The 12,132-nt window shown below is 39.9% G+C and carries 29 protein-coding genes; all 29 read right to left on the bottom strand.

Annotated elements, in window-relative coordinates; translation table 11 throughout:
- Positions 1-63: 63 nt before the first annotated feature.
- Positions 64-219, bottom strand: a complete 156-nt coding sequence (locus G6R08_RS21215) for a hypothetical protein (RefSeq protein ID WP_163530998.1) — start codon at positions 217-219, stop codon at positions 64-66.
- Between the two features lie 69 nt (positions 220-288).
- Positions 289-558 (bottom strand): hypothetical protein, encoded by a 270-nt coding sequence (locus G6R08_RS21210; RefSeq protein WP_163530997.1) that lies wholly within the window; start codon positions 556-558, stop codon positions 289-291.
- 13 nt (positions 559-571) lie between these two features.
- Positions 572-796 carry a hypothetical protein gene (locus tag G6R08_RS21205; protein ID WP_163530995.1) on the bottom strand — a complete coding sequence of 75 codons (225 nt, stop codon included), beginning with the start codon at positions 794-796 and terminating at the stop codon, positions 572-574.
- Positions 797-808: 12 nt separating this feature from the next.
- Positions 809-1,012 carry a hypothetical protein gene (locus G6R08_RS21200; protein ID WP_163530993.1) on the bottom strand — a complete coding sequence of 68 codons (204 nt, stop codon included), beginning with the start codon at positions 1,010-1,012 and terminating at the stop codon, positions 809-811.
- On the bottom strand, positions 1,012-1,164 hold the full coding sequence (locus G6R08_RS21195) for a hypothetical protein (RefSeq protein ID WP_163530991.1): 153 nt from the start codon (positions 1,162-1,164) through the stop codon (positions 1,012-1,014). The genes G6R08_RS21200 and G6R08_RS21195 overlap by 1 nt, the downstream gene beginning before the upstream one ends.
- Positions 1,165-1,348: 184 nt before the next feature.
- Positions 1,349-1,549, bottom strand: a complete 201-nt coding sequence (locus G6R08_RS21190) for a hypothetical protein (RefSeq protein WP_163530990.1) — start codon at positions 1,547-1,549, stop codon at positions 1,349-1,351.
- A 98-nt stretch (positions 1,550-1,647) separates the two neighbouring features.
- Positions 1,648-2,739 (bottom strand): HNH endonuclease, encoded by a 1,092-nt coding sequence (locus tag G6R08_RS21185; protein ID WP_163530988.1) that lies wholly within the window; start codon positions 2,737-2,739, stop codon positions 1,648-1,650.
- 120 nt (positions 2,740-2,859) lie between these two features.
- Complete coding sequence (locus G6R08_RS21180; RefSeq protein WP_163530986.1) at positions 2,860-3,477, bottom strand: cell wall hydrolase; 618 nt, start codon at positions 3,475-3,477, stop codon at positions 2,860-2,862.
- 14 nt (positions 3,478-3,491) lie between these two features.
- Positions 3,492-3,686 (bottom strand): hypothetical protein, encoded by a 195-nt coding sequence (locus G6R08_RS21175; protein WP_163530984.1) that lies wholly within the window; start codon positions 3,684-3,686, stop codon positions 3,492-3,494.
- Positions 3,687-3,748: 62 nt separating this feature from the next.
- Positions 3,749-4,018 carry a hypothetical protein gene (locus G6R08_RS21170; RefSeq protein ID WP_163530982.1) on the bottom strand — a complete coding sequence of 90 codons (270 nt, stop codon included), beginning with the start codon at positions 4,016-4,018 and terminating at the stop codon, positions 3,749-3,751.
- The gene (locus G6R08_RS21165) at positions 4,002-4,289 is read right to left on the bottom strand and encodes a hypothetical protein (RefSeq protein WP_163530980.1); all 288 of its coding nucleotides are present in this window, start codon (positions 4,287-4,289) and stop codon (positions 4,002-4,004) included. The genes G6R08_RS21170 and G6R08_RS21165 overlap by 17 nt, the downstream gene beginning before the upstream one ends.
- Complete coding sequence (locus G6R08_RS21160; protein WP_163530978.1) at positions 4,286-4,489, bottom strand: hypothetical protein; 204 nt, start codon at positions 4,487-4,489, stop codon at positions 4,286-4,288. Before G6R08_RS21160 ends, G6R08_RS21165 begins: the two co-directional genes overlap by 4 nt.
- 1 nt (position 4,490) lies before the next feature.
- Complete coding sequence (locus G6R08_RS21155; RefSeq protein ID WP_163530976.1) at positions 4,491-5,186, bottom strand: hypothetical protein; 696 nt, start codon at positions 5,184-5,186, stop codon at positions 4,491-4,493.
- A 105-nt stretch (positions 5,187-5,291) separates the two neighbouring features.
- Positions 5,292-5,579, bottom strand: a complete 288-nt coding sequence (locus tag G6R08_RS21150; RefSeq protein WP_163530974.1) for a hypothetical protein — start codon at positions 5,577-5,579, stop codon at positions 5,292-5,294.
- Positions 5,576-5,950, bottom strand: a complete 375-nt coding sequence (locus G6R08_RS21145) for a hypothetical protein (RefSeq protein WP_163530972.1) — start codon at positions 5,948-5,950, stop codon at positions 5,576-5,578. The genes G6R08_RS21150 and G6R08_RS21145 overlap by 4 nt, the downstream gene beginning before the upstream one ends.
- Positions 5,950-6,966, bottom strand: a complete 1,017-nt coding sequence (locus tag G6R08_RS21140) for a DHH family phosphoesterase (protein WP_163530970.1) — start codon at positions 6,964-6,966, stop codon at positions 5,950-5,952. The genes G6R08_RS21145 and G6R08_RS21140 overlap by 1 nt, the downstream gene beginning before the upstream one ends.
- Positions 6,966-7,268 (bottom strand): hypothetical protein, encoded by a 303-nt coding sequence (locus G6R08_RS21135; protein WP_163530968.1) that lies wholly within the window; start codon positions 7,266-7,268, stop codon positions 6,966-6,968. The genes G6R08_RS21140 and G6R08_RS21135 overlap by 1 nt, the downstream gene beginning before the upstream one ends.
- A gap of 123 nt (positions 7,269-7,391) precedes the next feature.
- A complete protein-coding gene (locus tag G6R08_RS21130; protein ID WP_163530966.1) occupies positions 7,392-7,715 on the bottom strand; it encodes a hypothetical protein in 324 nt (107 codons plus the stop codon).
- Between the two features lie 118 nt (positions 7,716-7,833).
- Positions 7,834-8,004 carry a hypothetical protein gene (locus tag G6R08_RS21125; RefSeq protein WP_163530964.1) on the bottom strand — a complete coding sequence of 57 codons (171 nt, stop codon included), beginning with the start codon at positions 8,002-8,004 and terminating at the stop codon, positions 7,834-7,836.
- A 12-nt stretch (positions 8,005-8,016) separates the two neighbouring features.
- Positions 8,017-8,496: a hypothetical protein gene (locus tag G6R08_RS21120; protein WP_163530961.1), complete on the bottom strand. Its 480-nt coding sequence runs from the start codon at positions 8,494-8,496 to the stop codon at positions 8,017-8,019.
- Complete coding sequence (locus G6R08_RS21115) at positions 8,497-8,742, bottom strand: hypothetical protein (RefSeq protein ID WP_163530958.1); 246 nt, start codon at positions 8,740-8,742, stop codon at positions 8,497-8,499.
- A 43-nt stretch (positions 8,743-8,785) separates the two neighbouring features.
- Positions 8,786-9,064: a hypothetical protein gene (locus tag G6R08_RS21110; RefSeq protein ID WP_163530956.1), complete on the bottom strand. Its 279-nt coding sequence runs from the start codon at positions 9,062-9,064 to the stop codon at positions 8,786-8,788.
- A gap of 67 nt (positions 9,065-9,131) precedes the next feature.
- Complete coding sequence (locus G6R08_RS21105) at positions 9,132-9,569, bottom strand: hypothetical protein (protein ID WP_163530955.1); 438 nt, start codon at positions 9,567-9,569, stop codon at positions 9,132-9,134.
- On the bottom strand, positions 9,566-9,916 hold the full coding sequence (locus G6R08_RS21100) for a sigma factor-like helix-turn-helix DNA-binding protein (RefSeq protein ID WP_163530953.1): 351 nt from the start codon (positions 9,914-9,916) through the stop codon (positions 9,566-9,568). Before G6R08_RS21100 ends, G6R08_RS21105 begins: the two co-directional genes overlap by 4 nt.
- Positions 9,916-10,524 (bottom strand): deoxynucleotide monophosphate kinase family protein, encoded by a 609-nt coding sequence (locus G6R08_RS21095; RefSeq protein WP_205439450.1) that lies wholly within the window; start codon positions 10,522-10,524, stop codon positions 9,916-9,918. The genes G6R08_RS21100 and G6R08_RS21095 overlap by 1 nt, the downstream gene beginning before the upstream one ends.
- An 88-nt stretch (positions 10,525-10,612) precedes the next feature.
- Positions 10,613-10,762, bottom strand: a complete 150-nt coding sequence (locus tag G6R08_RS21090; protein ID WP_163530951.1) for a hypothetical protein — start codon at positions 10,760-10,762, stop codon at positions 10,613-10,615.
- On the bottom strand, positions 10,762-10,908 hold the full coding sequence (locus G6R08_RS21085) for a hypothetical protein (protein WP_163530949.1): 147 nt from the start codon (positions 10,906-10,908) through the stop codon (positions 10,762-10,764). The genes G6R08_RS21090 and G6R08_RS21085 overlap by 1 nt, the downstream gene beginning before the upstream one ends.
- Before the next feature lie 99 nt (positions 10,909-11,007).
- The gene (locus G6R08_RS21080) at positions 11,008-11,352 is read right to left on the bottom strand and encodes a hypothetical protein (protein ID WP_163530947.1); all 345 of its coding nucleotides are present in this window, start codon (positions 11,350-11,352) and stop codon (positions 11,008-11,010) included.
- Positions 11,353-11,564: 212 nt separating this feature from the next.
- Complete coding sequence (locus G6R08_RS21075) at positions 11,565-12,080, bottom strand: DUF6241 domain-containing protein (protein WP_163530945.1); 516 nt, start codon at positions 12,078-12,080, stop codon at positions 11,565-11,567.
- Positions 12,081-12,132 lie beyond the last annotated feature (52 nt).

Genomic DNA, 12,132 nt, shown 5'->3' with positions numbered 1-12,132 from the left:
CAATGGTCTTCTTGCAAAAAGCCATAAGTAAGGATAAAAGAAAAAGCCGCCAAGAATGGCGACCTAAACATATTTTTTAGCAATTTGGTTGATACGGTCATTCGTCCGTTTAAGTGCTTCTTTACTTGGAACGTTCGAACGAAGTGTTACGTTTATTTTCCCGTGAGTTCCAACAATTTTCGTATCACTTTCTTCTATTATCTTCATATCTTTACGCATAAAAATACACCCTTTCGTTTGATTTCACGAAAAGGTGTTGCGCGTTACTAATTCGTTTGTGACACGTAACTATAAAAATGTTGCGTTTTTATCGGCGCAAGGAACTAAAACTTCATTACGCCATTTCTCAACCCATTCGTTCCAAGACGTATATTTTTCGATTATGACCGTTGGACGGGTCGTCTTGAACCGTAATCCGCAAATTATCGTTCCAACTGATTTCGCTTCAACCTTCATATTTCCCAACGTATAAGGGTCAGGCATTTTTCGGTTGATTGCGTCCGCTTCTTCTTTTGTTTCCGTAATAATTAAAACAAACGTCAATGTTGGAAAACTCATTCAATAACCCCCTTTACGTGTCCGAATAAATTTCTTCATATTCAACCGTGACTTCACGTTTTTCAAGACGATAATGAAGTTCGGCGTCGTCAAAACCAAAGTGAAGCAAGTCACCTGTCAATCTGAATGTATCTTCGGAATCACCTTCTTCATAAGCTTCGATTACTACGACCGTTCCGTTACATTCAATTGATTTGATTCGTTTTCCGACTAAATATTTTTCAATAGCTTCGTTCATTTAAACGCCCCCTTATTCATCCGTAAGAATGTTCAACAATGCAACAACTGTTACAAATACCATGAACAAACCTATCAACCAACTTGAAAAGTCAATAGCTTCAAGCGTTGCATTCGGAAATATAAACGCAATAATTTCGAAAGATAACAAATAAAATGTCTTCAGTAACGCCAATATCACGAAAGGTGACGCAATCCACAAAATAAAATCTTTCATTATACCGCACCCTTTCGTTCATTTGAACGTTCAAGTTCTTCAACAATTTCAATTATCTGATTGCAGCATTTCGAAGCATTTGTTAAATCACCGTCAATAACGGAACGGTTCAATTTATCTATTAAATCTTTCACACGTTCAACGTTAGTCATTCAATCGCCCCTTCCGAAGCTTTAACTTTCAAATACGTTTTGAACGGCATTGCATTTCGTGAACCGCAATTCAAACAAATATACCAATAAGCCGTATAAAGACCCATGAATTCGGTTCGTCTTTTCACGTCACCAAACCTTCGTAAATGACTGCGACAATCGGGACAATACCAATTTCGAAACATTATTTATCATTCCTTTCAAGGCGAATGTCCATCTTTTCGAAAGTAATTTTTCCTTCGCCTTCATTTCGAAGCAATTTTTCTAATTCTTCTTTTTGCCATTCAATTACTTCGTTTACCTTTTCGTCAGACATTTCTTCGACCGCATGTTCGTCTTCTTCACGCAATTCAACAACGGCTTTGATTTCGATAATTTCCTTCAAATAAAAACCCCCTTCGTTTTCTTCACGAAAGGGTGTTGTTACGGAATCGTTATTTGTGACATTCGTCAGAATTTCTTTTTGACACGGAACGTACAAACTTATTGATTACGCTGCTTCCAAATTTCGCTTGAAAGCCGTTTGTCTTGCGCTGCCTGTTCGACTGTTCGTTTGCTATCGAAGCACCAATAAACGAAATCACGGTATTCTTCGGGCGTCATATTGTTATGAATCGCCAAATAAAGAATAAGGTCGTCAAATCGTTCCTGCGATAAGTTGAATCGTTCTTTATTTTCATAAAACCATTCGAAAAGGTTTCGGTCGTTTTTCGAAAGATTTAAGTCACCACGTAAAGGAATACAATTTCCGACGTAAGTTCCGCCGTGTCCAATCGACAAAGGAATTACATGGTCAAGATGGTTCGAATTGCCTTCAACCTTATCGCCTGTCAACGCACAACGACCGTCAAAACGTGCTAGGACGCCTTCATAGCCTGTTTTCCCGAATTTATTGTCGAAAGGAAGGTTCCGTTCCATTGCTTTTCGTTTTGCTTGTTTTGCGGCAAATTTTGCAGGGTTTTCTGCGTAAGCTTTTCTGTATGATTTTTGTCTTCTTTCTTTACATAGTGAAGCATTGTTCTGTTGATATTTTCTCGATATAACCCTTGCTTTATCGGGATTTTGTTTTCTCCAATTTGAATCACGTTGTCGTTTAATTCTTAAAAATTCGGGGTTAGATTTTTTTGTTTCATACCATTTTTGTGAATACTGTCCTCGACACTTACGACAAGCGTTTTCTGTACCACCAAAACCACATTTATCTTTATTATAATCACACTTTATTTTTACTTTTACACAAACCGAGCAACGTTTTCCGACTAATTCTCCACCTTCTTTTTCAATAAACCAAGAAACATCTCCTTTTTGACTTTTGAAACGTTTCAAATGGACAACTCCATAACCTTTAACATTGAATTCCGTGAAAAAATCTTTTGTTTTTCGTTTTTGTTTTCGACATTCTTTACATTCTGAACGAAGACCATCTTTGGAGTTTTTTGTATTAAGTTTATGAAAATCGTTTATTCCTTTCGTTTCAAAACAAACGGTGCAAGTTTTCATGCCGTCTTTCGCTTCAAATTGTAATCCTTTTTCAACTTCCGCAATATAATTGTCAATATCCTTTAACGTTTGCATATTGGTTCACCTCAACGAAACGTGTTGCGGCGAACCTCTCGTATGTGACACATGGATTCGAAAATCTGTTATATAACAAAAAAGACGCCCTCCCGAAGGAAGACGTCCGTTCTTTCATTATTACTTTTTAAATACGTGACCGCCGATAACTTTCACGGTATTCAGCGATTCCATGAAAGCCGAATCAACCAATGCAGGCGCATAGAAGAACAACGCCCCGTTTACGTCACCGCCACCGTTCAACGCAACCCGAACGGCTTTCCGTGCTGCTTCGGAACTATCTTCATAAATAGCACCGTTTAAAACAGGTGTGAATTGACCTTCTTGGAAGATAACGCCTTGTATGGTATTCGGAAATCCATCTGATTCCACCCGATTCAATACGACTTTCGCAACTGCGACTTTACCTTCGAAAGATTCGTCTTTTGCTTCAGCATTTACAAGCCTTGCGAATACGTCAAACGTTTCTTCCGTCAACTCATAATCGGTTTTCGTTGGCGGTTGTTTTACAACCTCTTTCGCCTGTCCTACGTTTGGAATTTCGATTTCCTGATTCGGATAAATCAAATTGACGTTTTCAATCGTTGGATTCGCTTCAGCAATGTCGCCAACCTCAACGCCATGTTGAAATGCAATATCGCCAAGCGTATCACCTTTTTCAACCGTATATGCGGAAACGACACTTGTACCGCCGAACGCAATTCCTGCCGCAAATAATGTTGCGAATAATTTCTTCATACAATAACCCCCTTTTAAAGTATCCCTACCTTCATAAGTTGATAGATAACCGATATAATTCCGAAACCTGCGAAACCAGAATAAAACAATGACCGCACCTTTTTCGAATGATAATTTCGAATACCACTTATCAACAAATAAAGGGATACTCCGAAAACAGATATTTGAGAAAGCGACCAAACCGCCCATGCAATAACCGTTGTCGTCAAAAGTACCCCTCCTATTGGAATAAATTGCGAATGATTTCGCTAATATTCAATTGTTCAATTTCCTAACGTGACAATAGTTTCAATTCAGTTTCGTAAAAAATTCCTTCGCCTGCTTTTTCAAAATCAACAACGAAAGAAACGTTTCCGCTTTCGCTCTTTTCGATTTTCCTAACGATTCCTTGCAGCCCTTGAAACTTCTTCAGATACGCATAATCTTCGACCACTTGAACGGATTCGTCGGGTTCGATAACTTTTACCGATTTCCCGACGTCAAGCCGACGTTCAAGTCTATCTTCAAAATTCATTTCCAATTGTTCAACCGTCCGTTCCATTGTCGTCACCTTGTTCAATAGAATCATAGGTTGATTCGAAAATATCAGGTTTACAAGGGTAAAATTCGCCTTGAACGCCTTTTATAATATAATCACCAATTGAAGCGGTCATTTCGCCTTCTAACGTCCAAATCGCAATTTCCATTTCACCGTTTGCACCAAACTTTCCTTGACCGTTTGTCGGAATACCAACAAAATCACAAATGTCGTTCCAATTATCACCTTTCCATTGAACGGCTTCAATTACGACGGGCTTTTTACGGTATTTCATTCGTTATCACCTTCCGCAATAAGACCCGTTGAAATGTCCAATCGGTCGGGTTCGCCTGCAATCACCCGAACGCCAAGCGTGGCGTCCTCAAGTGATACGGAAACAACGGCGTCATTTAAGACAATCGCAATTTCGTCACCTTCTTCAAGCTGCCCGTATTCTTCACGTACATATTTCAAAACAACCGATAAAAAGTCCATATTATTCGCCCCCTTCGTGTTCTTCTTTTGTGTCGTCGATAACATTGAAACAATCTTCGCCAAGCCAACCGTTATCGTGCGTATGATAAAACGCTTTTCCTTGCCCCATATCGTCAACATGGGACGCCCTTTCTGTTAAAGTACAAACTTTGTTGTAAGGTTCAATCCAACGAACAACGTCACCGACTTCAGCTTCTTCAGGTTGTGGCGCATATGCGAATTCATACGAAATTACTTTGCCAAGTGCTTTTTGAAGTGCGATAGCTTTTCCAATGTGAACGTTGAACACGTCTTCAGGTGCGGCTTTCGCAACTCCACGACGACGGACAATACCCGATTTAAAACCACGAAGCAAAACAACAACCGTTCGCTTTTCTCTATTGACAATAAATTCAGGTTTCGTCCTTAAAATACCGAAGGCAATTTCACCAAAACCGATTTTATTTGAAACGTAATCCTTCGCCTGTTCGATTACGGTTTTCCTTGCGAAGTTTGGAGAAGGTTTCTTGTTGTAAATCTGAAACAATTCGTCGATTTCGTTTGCTTCTTGTTCCTGACGTTCAGCTTCAACTTGTTTGCGGCGTTCACTTTCAAGCGTGAATTCCAATCTATCAAGTTTATCTTCGGCAGCTTGAACCATGTCCAACCCTGTTTGAAGTAACGTTTTTGTATCACGAATTTCCTTTAATTTATCCATAAGATAAAAACCTCCTATGCGTCTTTGTGCGCTGTTTATTTGTTTACATGATTAAAAGTATTCAAAAGGGGCGAAAGAAAACGTGACGCCCCGATTCTGTTTGATTTATACCTGAATACATTCAATATAGAATTGACGAATGATTAATTCAGCTTTTTGAAGTTCGTGAACCGACATTTCCGCCCCTGAATGACGTGAACCACGACCCCAAACGTACAAAGTTCCGCCTGTGTTATCCGCAACAAACCTTGCGGGCAAATAACCGCCGTCAAGAAAAACACTATTGTCGCTCAATTCCGAAACCCTTGTCGTTCCAAGTGTTGGGTATAAACGTTTTTGAAGTTCGTCCCGTGCGTCTTTCAATTGGCGTTTGTTCATTTCTGAAAATCTCATATTGCAGCCCCCTTTATATCCCACAACGTATCAAGTGAAATTTCTCTTTTCTCAATAATTCCTTCACGGGTAAAAATCGTTTGAAATTCTTCTTCGACAAATTGATTCGATTTGAATTCGAAAAGTCGGTATCCGCTCTTGAACAATTCAAGTGCGTCTTTCGTGCTAAACCAACTTTGCATTTGCTTTCGGTTGCCGCAACCGCTAAACCATTTACGACCGCCCTTCGAATACCTTTCGTCAAATTCCATTGGAAGCGACTTCGATATTCCTTCCGTTAAACGATTAATGAACGGGTCAAATGTTCCGTCAAGCCGATACCACATTCCGTGCATTGTTTCTTCGTTTTCAATTCGATAAATTGTTTTCATTATTGACCGCTCCTTTGATTCAACATTTTCGAAACTGCTTCCGTTTCAATTCTTGTATGATGAATGTTTACTTTTGCAGCCAACGAATATTTCGCTTCGTCAATAGCGTCTTTTACGCCATACAACGGATATTTTGACCCGTGGAAATCCGTAACATCTTTATAATTGAATTCAACGCCTGCTGCGTTCTTGTGACCTCCGCCGCCAAGACGTTTTGCAACGGAACCGACGTCGAATTTCGGATTGCTTCGTAACGAAACTTTTTTCGTATTCGGGTCAATCATTGCGACAACTTCAACGTCAAATTGATTCAACAATTCATGCCCTGTTTCCGATTGGTAACGGTCGGCGAATAAAACACCAATTTGTTTATCACCGAACATTGGATGTGTTGTCATATACTTTCCCGCTCGTTCGATATGACGTTCAAGGTTTTCTTCTTCAATTTCAAGAAGTAACTTGTCAACGTCGTCAAATTCCGTTGGTCGTAAACGTTCAAGACACCTTTCTTCAAAACGATTGATTCCCATAACGAAGAACAATCGGTTCAATTGTTTCGAATCAGGGTTCGCATGAATCCAACGGTCATAATCGTCAACCATGATTGCGAATTCTTCGTATTTCGAAGGAACATTCAAATAATGGTAAACAAGCAATGTTCCGCTTTCCTGTTCGTCGATAATCGCCCACGAATATTTTTCGCCAAGCCATTCGTTCGTGCCGTGATGGTCAAGTAAAATTTTATCGCCTTCGTAATTGTCAACGATTCTTGCGGTTTCTTCCGAAATACCTAAGTCGGAAATGATGATTTGCGGTCGGTCTTCCCGACGTTTACGAATGTTTTCGATTGAACGTTGAATAACGTCGTCAATATCACCGTAATTACAATAGTAAACTTCGGATTCGCTGCCGATTGCGCCTTTGAAAAGAATGCCGCAACCGATTCCGTCAAGGTCGGTATGCGAAAACATAATTGCGTTTGGTTGAATATTCGTTCGTACATCTAATAGTTCCATTATTTTTCGCCCCCTTTTGCGTACTTCGCACAAACTTCCCAACGTTTTTTGTGAAGCCCGTCAAAATACTGATTTGCGATAAATTCGTGATAGTGCCTGAATGTTGAAAGGAATGTTTCGAATTCTCTTTCGTTTTCTTCGATTGCCGCCAAGTACGCTTTCGGGGTCATTCCGCTTTCAAGAAAATCTTGAATTTGATACCCCATGAATTTCGAAGTACGTGGCGACGTTTGTTGACGCTTTACAAGGAAGCGTTCAAACTGCTTCGTTTGTTCCGTTTTGCTTTCGATAAATTTAAGCATTGTCAAAACCCCTTTCGCTTGTTTCAATCAAACGTGTTGCGACGTAAAGGGGTTATGTGACACCGAATAATAAATTTCATAAAAAAAAAATCGCCCTTCTTTTTAGAAGGACGAAATTTCGTATTAATGAAAGAACGGGTCGCCGCCGTCATTGCTTTTCTTGTAATCGTCAAAACTCACAACGTTCGAACCGTCGGATTTCTTCTTTTGTTGTTCCGCCTTGTGTTCTTCTTTCGCTTCTCCGACAAGTTTCATAAGTTCAACAATGGTCATTTTTGCGGCAGGGTCGCCCGCTTCCGCTTTATCTTTCATTTTATAAAGGAAGTTTTCGAACACTTCGCTTTCCTGCTGCTTGTCGCCGTTTGCCGCTCCAAGCTGCGAATTCAATTCCGCCAAGTTTGAAAGCATTTCAAGTTTCGCAAGCATTTGATTCATTTCGTTATCCATTATATAAACACCTCACATTTAATAGTTTGATAGAAGAACGGCAACCAACCGCCCCACGTTGACGAACCCCTTTGTCAATTACGCCACTTATGCGTTTGTGCGCCTTCCCACCGTGAAATTATTCAGTAAGCTTCGCTACACCGCCGAATATTAGAACAAGCGAAGTATATGAAAGTGCCAAACCTAAACTGAATTGTGATACAACGTCACCTTGAATAAGGTTTATCAAATCAATTCCAAAAAGTACGCCCGCTATAATAGAAAGAATTCCCCAAATTTTATTACTCATATAAACACCTTCCTAAAAATGATAGTAATTGGCGATTTCATTCGGCGGGTTTTCTTTTAATGCGTCGTAACCTGCTAACGCCATTTCGATTTTATCGTTTCTTGAAATATTTCTACCGAAAGGAACTCTAGGATTATAACGACTAATGCCAATGTCTTCGCTACCTATTTCAGATACAAGGTCATAATTCGTATCGACTGCGACCGTAACTTGCCCACACCTTCGAAATATCATGTTACGTTTTACAATAAATTCTTCCGCCAATTTAACCGCACGTTCACGTTTTGCTTTTGGTGAATTTCTTTTTTGTTCAAGACGGCGTTCCAAGTCGTGAATTTCGTTTTTCTTTCGTTCGATTTCGCTTACAAGTTTCGTTTCAGTTTTTATCATTTCGTAACCCCCTGAATTGTTATTTTCGAAACGAATTGCTTCGCCAATTCCGCCAAGATTACAACCTTGTCGTTTAACACCATGACCAATTTCGTCAACCATCTATTGACCGCCGTCCAACAAACGATTTATTCCTTTTATTGCGCCCTCATTATCCGCCAACTGCGACATTGCACCCGCTTTGTGTTGCTTTAATACTTCAATTTCGGCGTCAATGTCTTCGATTGTTGACGTCAATTGTTGGTTCGCACCTTCAAGAAGTTCTTTCGTTTTACGGAATTGGTTCAAATGCTGCTGCGATTCCTGCGTTACCTTATTTAACTGCTTGCGAATGTTTTGTTTTGCCATTCAATCACCTTCCTAAATTTTTTAATTTCAAATAAACGTGTTGCTACCGCTTGAACATTTGTGACAGTTCGGAATGAATTTTTCGTGTTTCGGTTGAAATACGGCGTTTGTGAGCGCAATTAGAACAAATGGTTTTCGAATTGGTTGCGCCCATTGAAACACCGTATTTCCTTGTTCTTGGTGAATGGATATTTCCGCAATCGTCGCATTCCCAAAAACCAATGATTTTCGATAAGCCTTCACCTATACCAATGAACGCCAAAGTTATCGGTTCAATCAGGAATTCCTTCCAAGACAATTTTTCAGGTTGCTTTTTTCGCAAAATAAAAATCCCCTTTCGTTTTGATTTCACGAAAGGGTGTTGCGAAGAATTATGCGTTTGTGACAACTCATTCAGATTTGTTGTAATTCGATTGTTTCTTTCCACCTAAATATTTTTGTTCCGTGTGCGTTTCAGGAATATTTTCGTCAGCCGTTTCCCTTGTATATCTTGTACGCAATTGGCGTTTTGTCATAATCGGAAATTCTTCACGGGTTACTTTGTCAGGGTGATTGTCAGCCAATTCGTCAAGCAACAACCAGTTCGCCAATCGGTGAACTTGGCGACCGTCAGGCGTTTCCCCTGTTTGGTTGACGTAAGCCGAAATCATACAATCGCAAGCATAAATGCGCCATTGTATCGGCGGCGGAACGTCCTTTTCGATTTGCAACGCAATCAATTTGTTTACTTGCGTTTCGAAAACTTCTTTGAAGCTGCTATTCGAAAACATTCCGTCATAAAAATCTTCATACAGTCGTAAATTGAAAAGTTTTGTGCCTTTCGTCATGTTGTAAAACCTCCTTGAACGCCGTACATATCCGAACGGTATTGCGCCGATACTTTATTGATAACGTTCCAAACCAATTGATGAACAGCTTGTTGCGTAATTCCCATTTTTTCAGCCGCTTCCCTTTGCGTCAGGTCTTTCACGAAAACGTAATAGATTGCTTCACGTTGACGAAGCGTTGTTCCGATTTGATTGAACGCAATTTCGAAATCTATCAACAAGTCAATTGCGTCAAAGTCGCTTTTGTCGTATGCCGAAACTTTCACGTAAAAATAATCTTCAAATAGCGCATACACGCCCGAAGGCGTTTCAAGCGGATATTCCTTTTCGAATTTTGATTCTTGCATTACGTTTGACCCCCTGCATTTTGCGCCCCTTTCTTGTAATGTTGTAAACCTTTTTCACGGAAGAATATTTCGTTCGCAATTTTAAGCGTTTGTTCGTCCAAATCCGCAAGTGTGCCGTTATTATCAATGTCGTAATCGACTTCGAAACTATCAACGTGCAATTCGGTTTCATGCTGCATATCTTTCAACGTGAAATCGTCGCCCGCTTCCCTTGAACGCTTCAGGCGGGTTTCGTCCGTTGCGTTGACCCTAATAATATGAAAACCGTCTTCCTTCAACGCTTCCAATTCGTTCGGTTGGCGTAAATCAGTAACGACAATCCTTTTCGCTCCAACTTCGTCCATTTCGTTAAATGTATAGTTGACCCAAATGTTCGGATGAACTTCACGAAGCTTTTGCCCCAAACGTTGCAGCAATTGACGGGGTTTTTCCCTGCGATTGAATTCGTTTGGGAATAACAATTTGCCGACTTCCTTAATTCCGTTTGAAAAAGCGAATTGTGTAAATCGGAAATAGTCGGTCAATGTATCCGCAACTTCGTTTTTTCCGCTTCGTAATTTCCCGCAAATCGCAATTTTAACTTCTAATTCACCGTTTTTGATTCCCATTTTAAGACCCCCTTTCGTCTTTACTTCTCAAATAAAAGTGTTGCGTGAAATCCTTCACATGTGACACCAAAAAGAAAACAACCGCCAATTAAACAGCGATTGTTTTTCGTCGATTTTGTTTTATTTCCTTTTTGAATTTCTGAAGTTCTTTCGTATTTTCGTTATTCGGGCGAAGTTGAACCCATGCTTTCGCATAATCAAGTTGACGTTTTTCTTTATGTAATGAAGCGAAATCCATTATGCGACACCCCCTTCAGCAATTTCCGTAATGACAAGCGCACCGTCGTCAAGTGCTTTTTCCAACGCTTCCTTTCGGTTTACTGCTTCGTATTCCTTGACCGCTTTTCCGTTCGCACCTTTAAGTTCGATAATGAATGTTGTCATTTTTCATTCCCCTTTTCGCTTTGATTTGGTTGGCGGGAATTTCACCCGCCTTCGTAATCTTGTAAACTTGTTTACGTTATAGGCGACCGAAGCCGCCCTTTATACTGCGAAGTATTTCCACGCCTTATTTTGCCTTTCACAAAACTTGACTGCGCTTGATTCACGTTTATATGTTTTTAAAACTTCGTCGTCAGCGAAATCGTAAAAAGTAACGGATTCACCTTCGAAGAATTTATTCGTCCATTGAATAACTTCAAAATCGCCCATTTCGTCAGAAATGACTAATTTGCTAGTTTCGAAGTCCTCCATGATTTCAGCGGTACGTTCGCCCTTTTTAACTTTCGCCGCAAGTGATTCGATAACTTCAGCGAATTCCTTGTCGTCTAATTCAATGTAATTCCCTTCGAATACTACCCCGTTTTGATAAATTTCATAATGTTTCATGTTATCTTCCCCTTTCAAATTATGTATTGGTTGGGTTACTGCTTCGCTTGGCGTCAATCTCGACCGCTCAACCTTTCGGCGTCTTGGCGTGTTCCGCTTGAAGCGGCTTCCCTTTTGAACTAACTTTATTATACGACGAATTATGTATATACGTCAACATGTTTACCGAAATTATTCAAAAAAAAAAAATTGACGACTATAAAAGCCGCCAATCAAAAGTTTTCCGCAATATATTCTTCTTCTTCTTCGTGAGACAAGAACCCTGTCGCCTTGCCAATCGTTCCATTTTGCAAATTCCAAATTCTATTGTGAACAATAACAGCATTATCGAAATTTCCCTTATCCCATTTATTCAACGCTTCCCAATAGAAATCAAAATGTTTATATTCCATATTATCCGATTGTTTGACCGCCATTAAAATTCCAAGCATTTCGTCAATCTTTTTGGGCGTAATCTGTTCGTCGCCCCACTTCTTTTCAGCTTCCACCTTTTGGTGCGTCATAGCGTGAAGTTCGTCTTGGAAAGCAAATTCGTCTAACAATTTCTTTTCGTCTTCAACCGCTTTGATTTCTTTTTGTTCGGTCGGTTCGTTGACCTCTTTCATAGTTTGTTTTTGTTCTTTACTTATTTCTTCAGTTTGAAAATCGAATTCACCAAACGTTATAAACGCCCATGTTGCGCCTGAAAGCACCGCAATTGAACAAAACGTCCACCAAAATATTTTCATACGTTCCAACCCCTTCCAGATGTTTACGTTACGAAATGTTTACGAGAATACT

The organism is Halobacillus ihumii (assembly GCF_902726645.1).
GTDB lineage: Bacteria > Bacillota > Bacilli > Bacillales > Halobacillaceae > Halobacillus_A > Halobacillus_A ihumii.
Note: the sequence above shows the minus strand (reverse complement) of the source record. Positions and strands in the feature narration are given on the sequence as shown.

Bases quoted from the DNA above. Each gene is read 5' to 3' on its own strand.
- G6R08_RS21215 (WP_163530998.1), bottom strand. From the start codon at position 219: ATGCGTAAAGATATGAAGATAATAGAAGAAAGTGATACGAAAATTGTT.
- G6R08_RS21210 (WP_163530997.1), bottom strand. From the start codon at position 558: ATGAGTTTTCCAACATTGACGTTTGTTTTAATTATTACGGAAACAAAA.
- G6R08_RS21205 (WP_163530995.1), bottom strand. From the start codon at position 796: ATGAACGAAGCTATTGAAAAATATTTAGTCGGAAAACGAATCAAATCA.
- G6R08_RS21200 (WP_163530993.1), bottom strand. From the start codon at position 1,012: ATGAAAGATTTTATTTTGTGGATTGCGTCACCTTTCGTGATATTGGCG.
- G6R08_RS21195 (WP_163530991.1), bottom strand. From the start codon at position 1,164: ATGACTAACGTTGAACGTGTGAAAGATTTAATAGATAAATTGAACCGT.
- G6R08_RS21185 (WP_163530988.1), bottom strand. From the start codon at position 2,739: ATGCAAACGTTAAAGGATATTGACAATTATATTGCGGAAGTTGAAAAA.
- G6R08_RS21180 (WP_163530986.1), bottom strand. From the start codon at position 3,477: ATGAAGAAATTATTCGCAACATTATTTGCGGCAGGAATTGCGTTCGGC.
- G6R08_RS21170 (WP_163530982.1), bottom strand. From the start codon at position 4,018: ATGGAACGGACGGTTGAACAATTGGAAATGAATTTTGAAGATAGACTT.
- G6R08_RS21165 (WP_163530980.1), bottom strand. From the start codon at position 4,289: ATGAAATACCGTAAAAAGCCCGTCGTAATTGAAGCCGTTCAATGGAAA.
- G6R08_RS21160 (WP_163530978.1), bottom strand. From the start codon at position 4,489: ATGGACTTTTTATCGGTTGTTTTGAAATATGTACGTGAAGAATACGGG.
- G6R08_RS21155 (WP_163530976.1), bottom strand. From the start codon at position 5,186: ATGGATAAATTAAAGGAAATTCGTGATACAAAAACGTTACTTCAAACA.
- G6R08_RS21150 (WP_163530974.1), bottom strand. From the start codon at position 5,579: ATGAGATTTTCAGAAATGAACAAACGCCAATTGAAAGACGCACGGGAC.
- G6R08_RS21145 (WP_163530972.1), bottom strand. From the start codon at position 5,950: ATGAAAACAATTTATCGAATTGAAAACGAAGAAACAATGCACGGAATG.
- G6R08_RS21140 (WP_163530970.1), bottom strand. From the start codon at position 6,966: ATGGAACTATTAGATGTACGAACGAATATTCAACCAAACGCAATTATG.
- G6R08_RS21135 (WP_163530968.1), bottom strand. From the start codon at position 7,268: ATGCTTAAATTTATCGAAAGCAAAACGGAACAAACGAAGCAGTTTGAA.
- G6R08_RS21130 (WP_163530966.1), bottom strand. From the start codon at position 7,715: ATGGATAACGAAATGAATCAAATGCTTGCGAAACTTGAAATGCTTTCA.
- G6R08_RS21125 (WP_163530964.1), bottom strand. From the start codon at position 8,004: ATGAGTAATAAAATTTGGGGAATTCTTTCTATTATAGCGGGCGTACTT.
- G6R08_RS21120 (WP_163530961.1), bottom strand. From the start codon at position 8,496: ATGGTTGACGAAATTGGTCATGGTGTTAAACGACAAGGTTGTAATCTT.
- G6R08_RS21115 (WP_163530958.1), bottom strand. From the start codon at position 8,742: ATGGCAAAACAAAACATTCGCAAGCAGTTAAATAAGGTAACGCAGGAA.
- G6R08_RS21105 (WP_163530955.1), bottom strand. From the start codon at position 9,569: ATGACGAAAGGCACAAAACTTTTCAATTTACGACTGTATGAAGATTTT.
- G6R08_RS21100 (WP_163530953.1), bottom strand. From the start codon at position 9,916: ATGCAAGAATCAAAATTCGAAAAGGAATATCCGCTTGAAACGCCTTCG.
- G6R08_RS21095 (WP_205439450.1), bottom strand. From the start codon at position 10,524: ATGGGAATCAAAAACGGTGAATTAGAAGTTAAAATTGCGATTTGCGGG.
- G6R08_RS21090 (WP_163530951.1), bottom strand. From the start codon at position 10,762: ATGGATTTCGCTTCATTACATAAAGAAAAACGTCAACTTGATTATGCG.
- G6R08_RS21085 (WP_163530949.1), bottom strand. From the start codon at position 10,908: ATGACAACATTCATTATCGAACTTAAAGGTGCGAACGGAAAAGCGGTC.
- G6R08_RS21080 (WP_163530947.1), bottom strand. From the start codon at position 11,352: ATGAAACATTATGAAATTTATCAAAACGGGGTAGTATTCGAAGGGAAT.
- G6R08_RS21075 (WP_163530945.1), bottom strand. From the start codon at position 12,080: ATGAAAATATTTTGGTGGACGTTTTGTTCAATTGCGGTGCTTTCAGGC.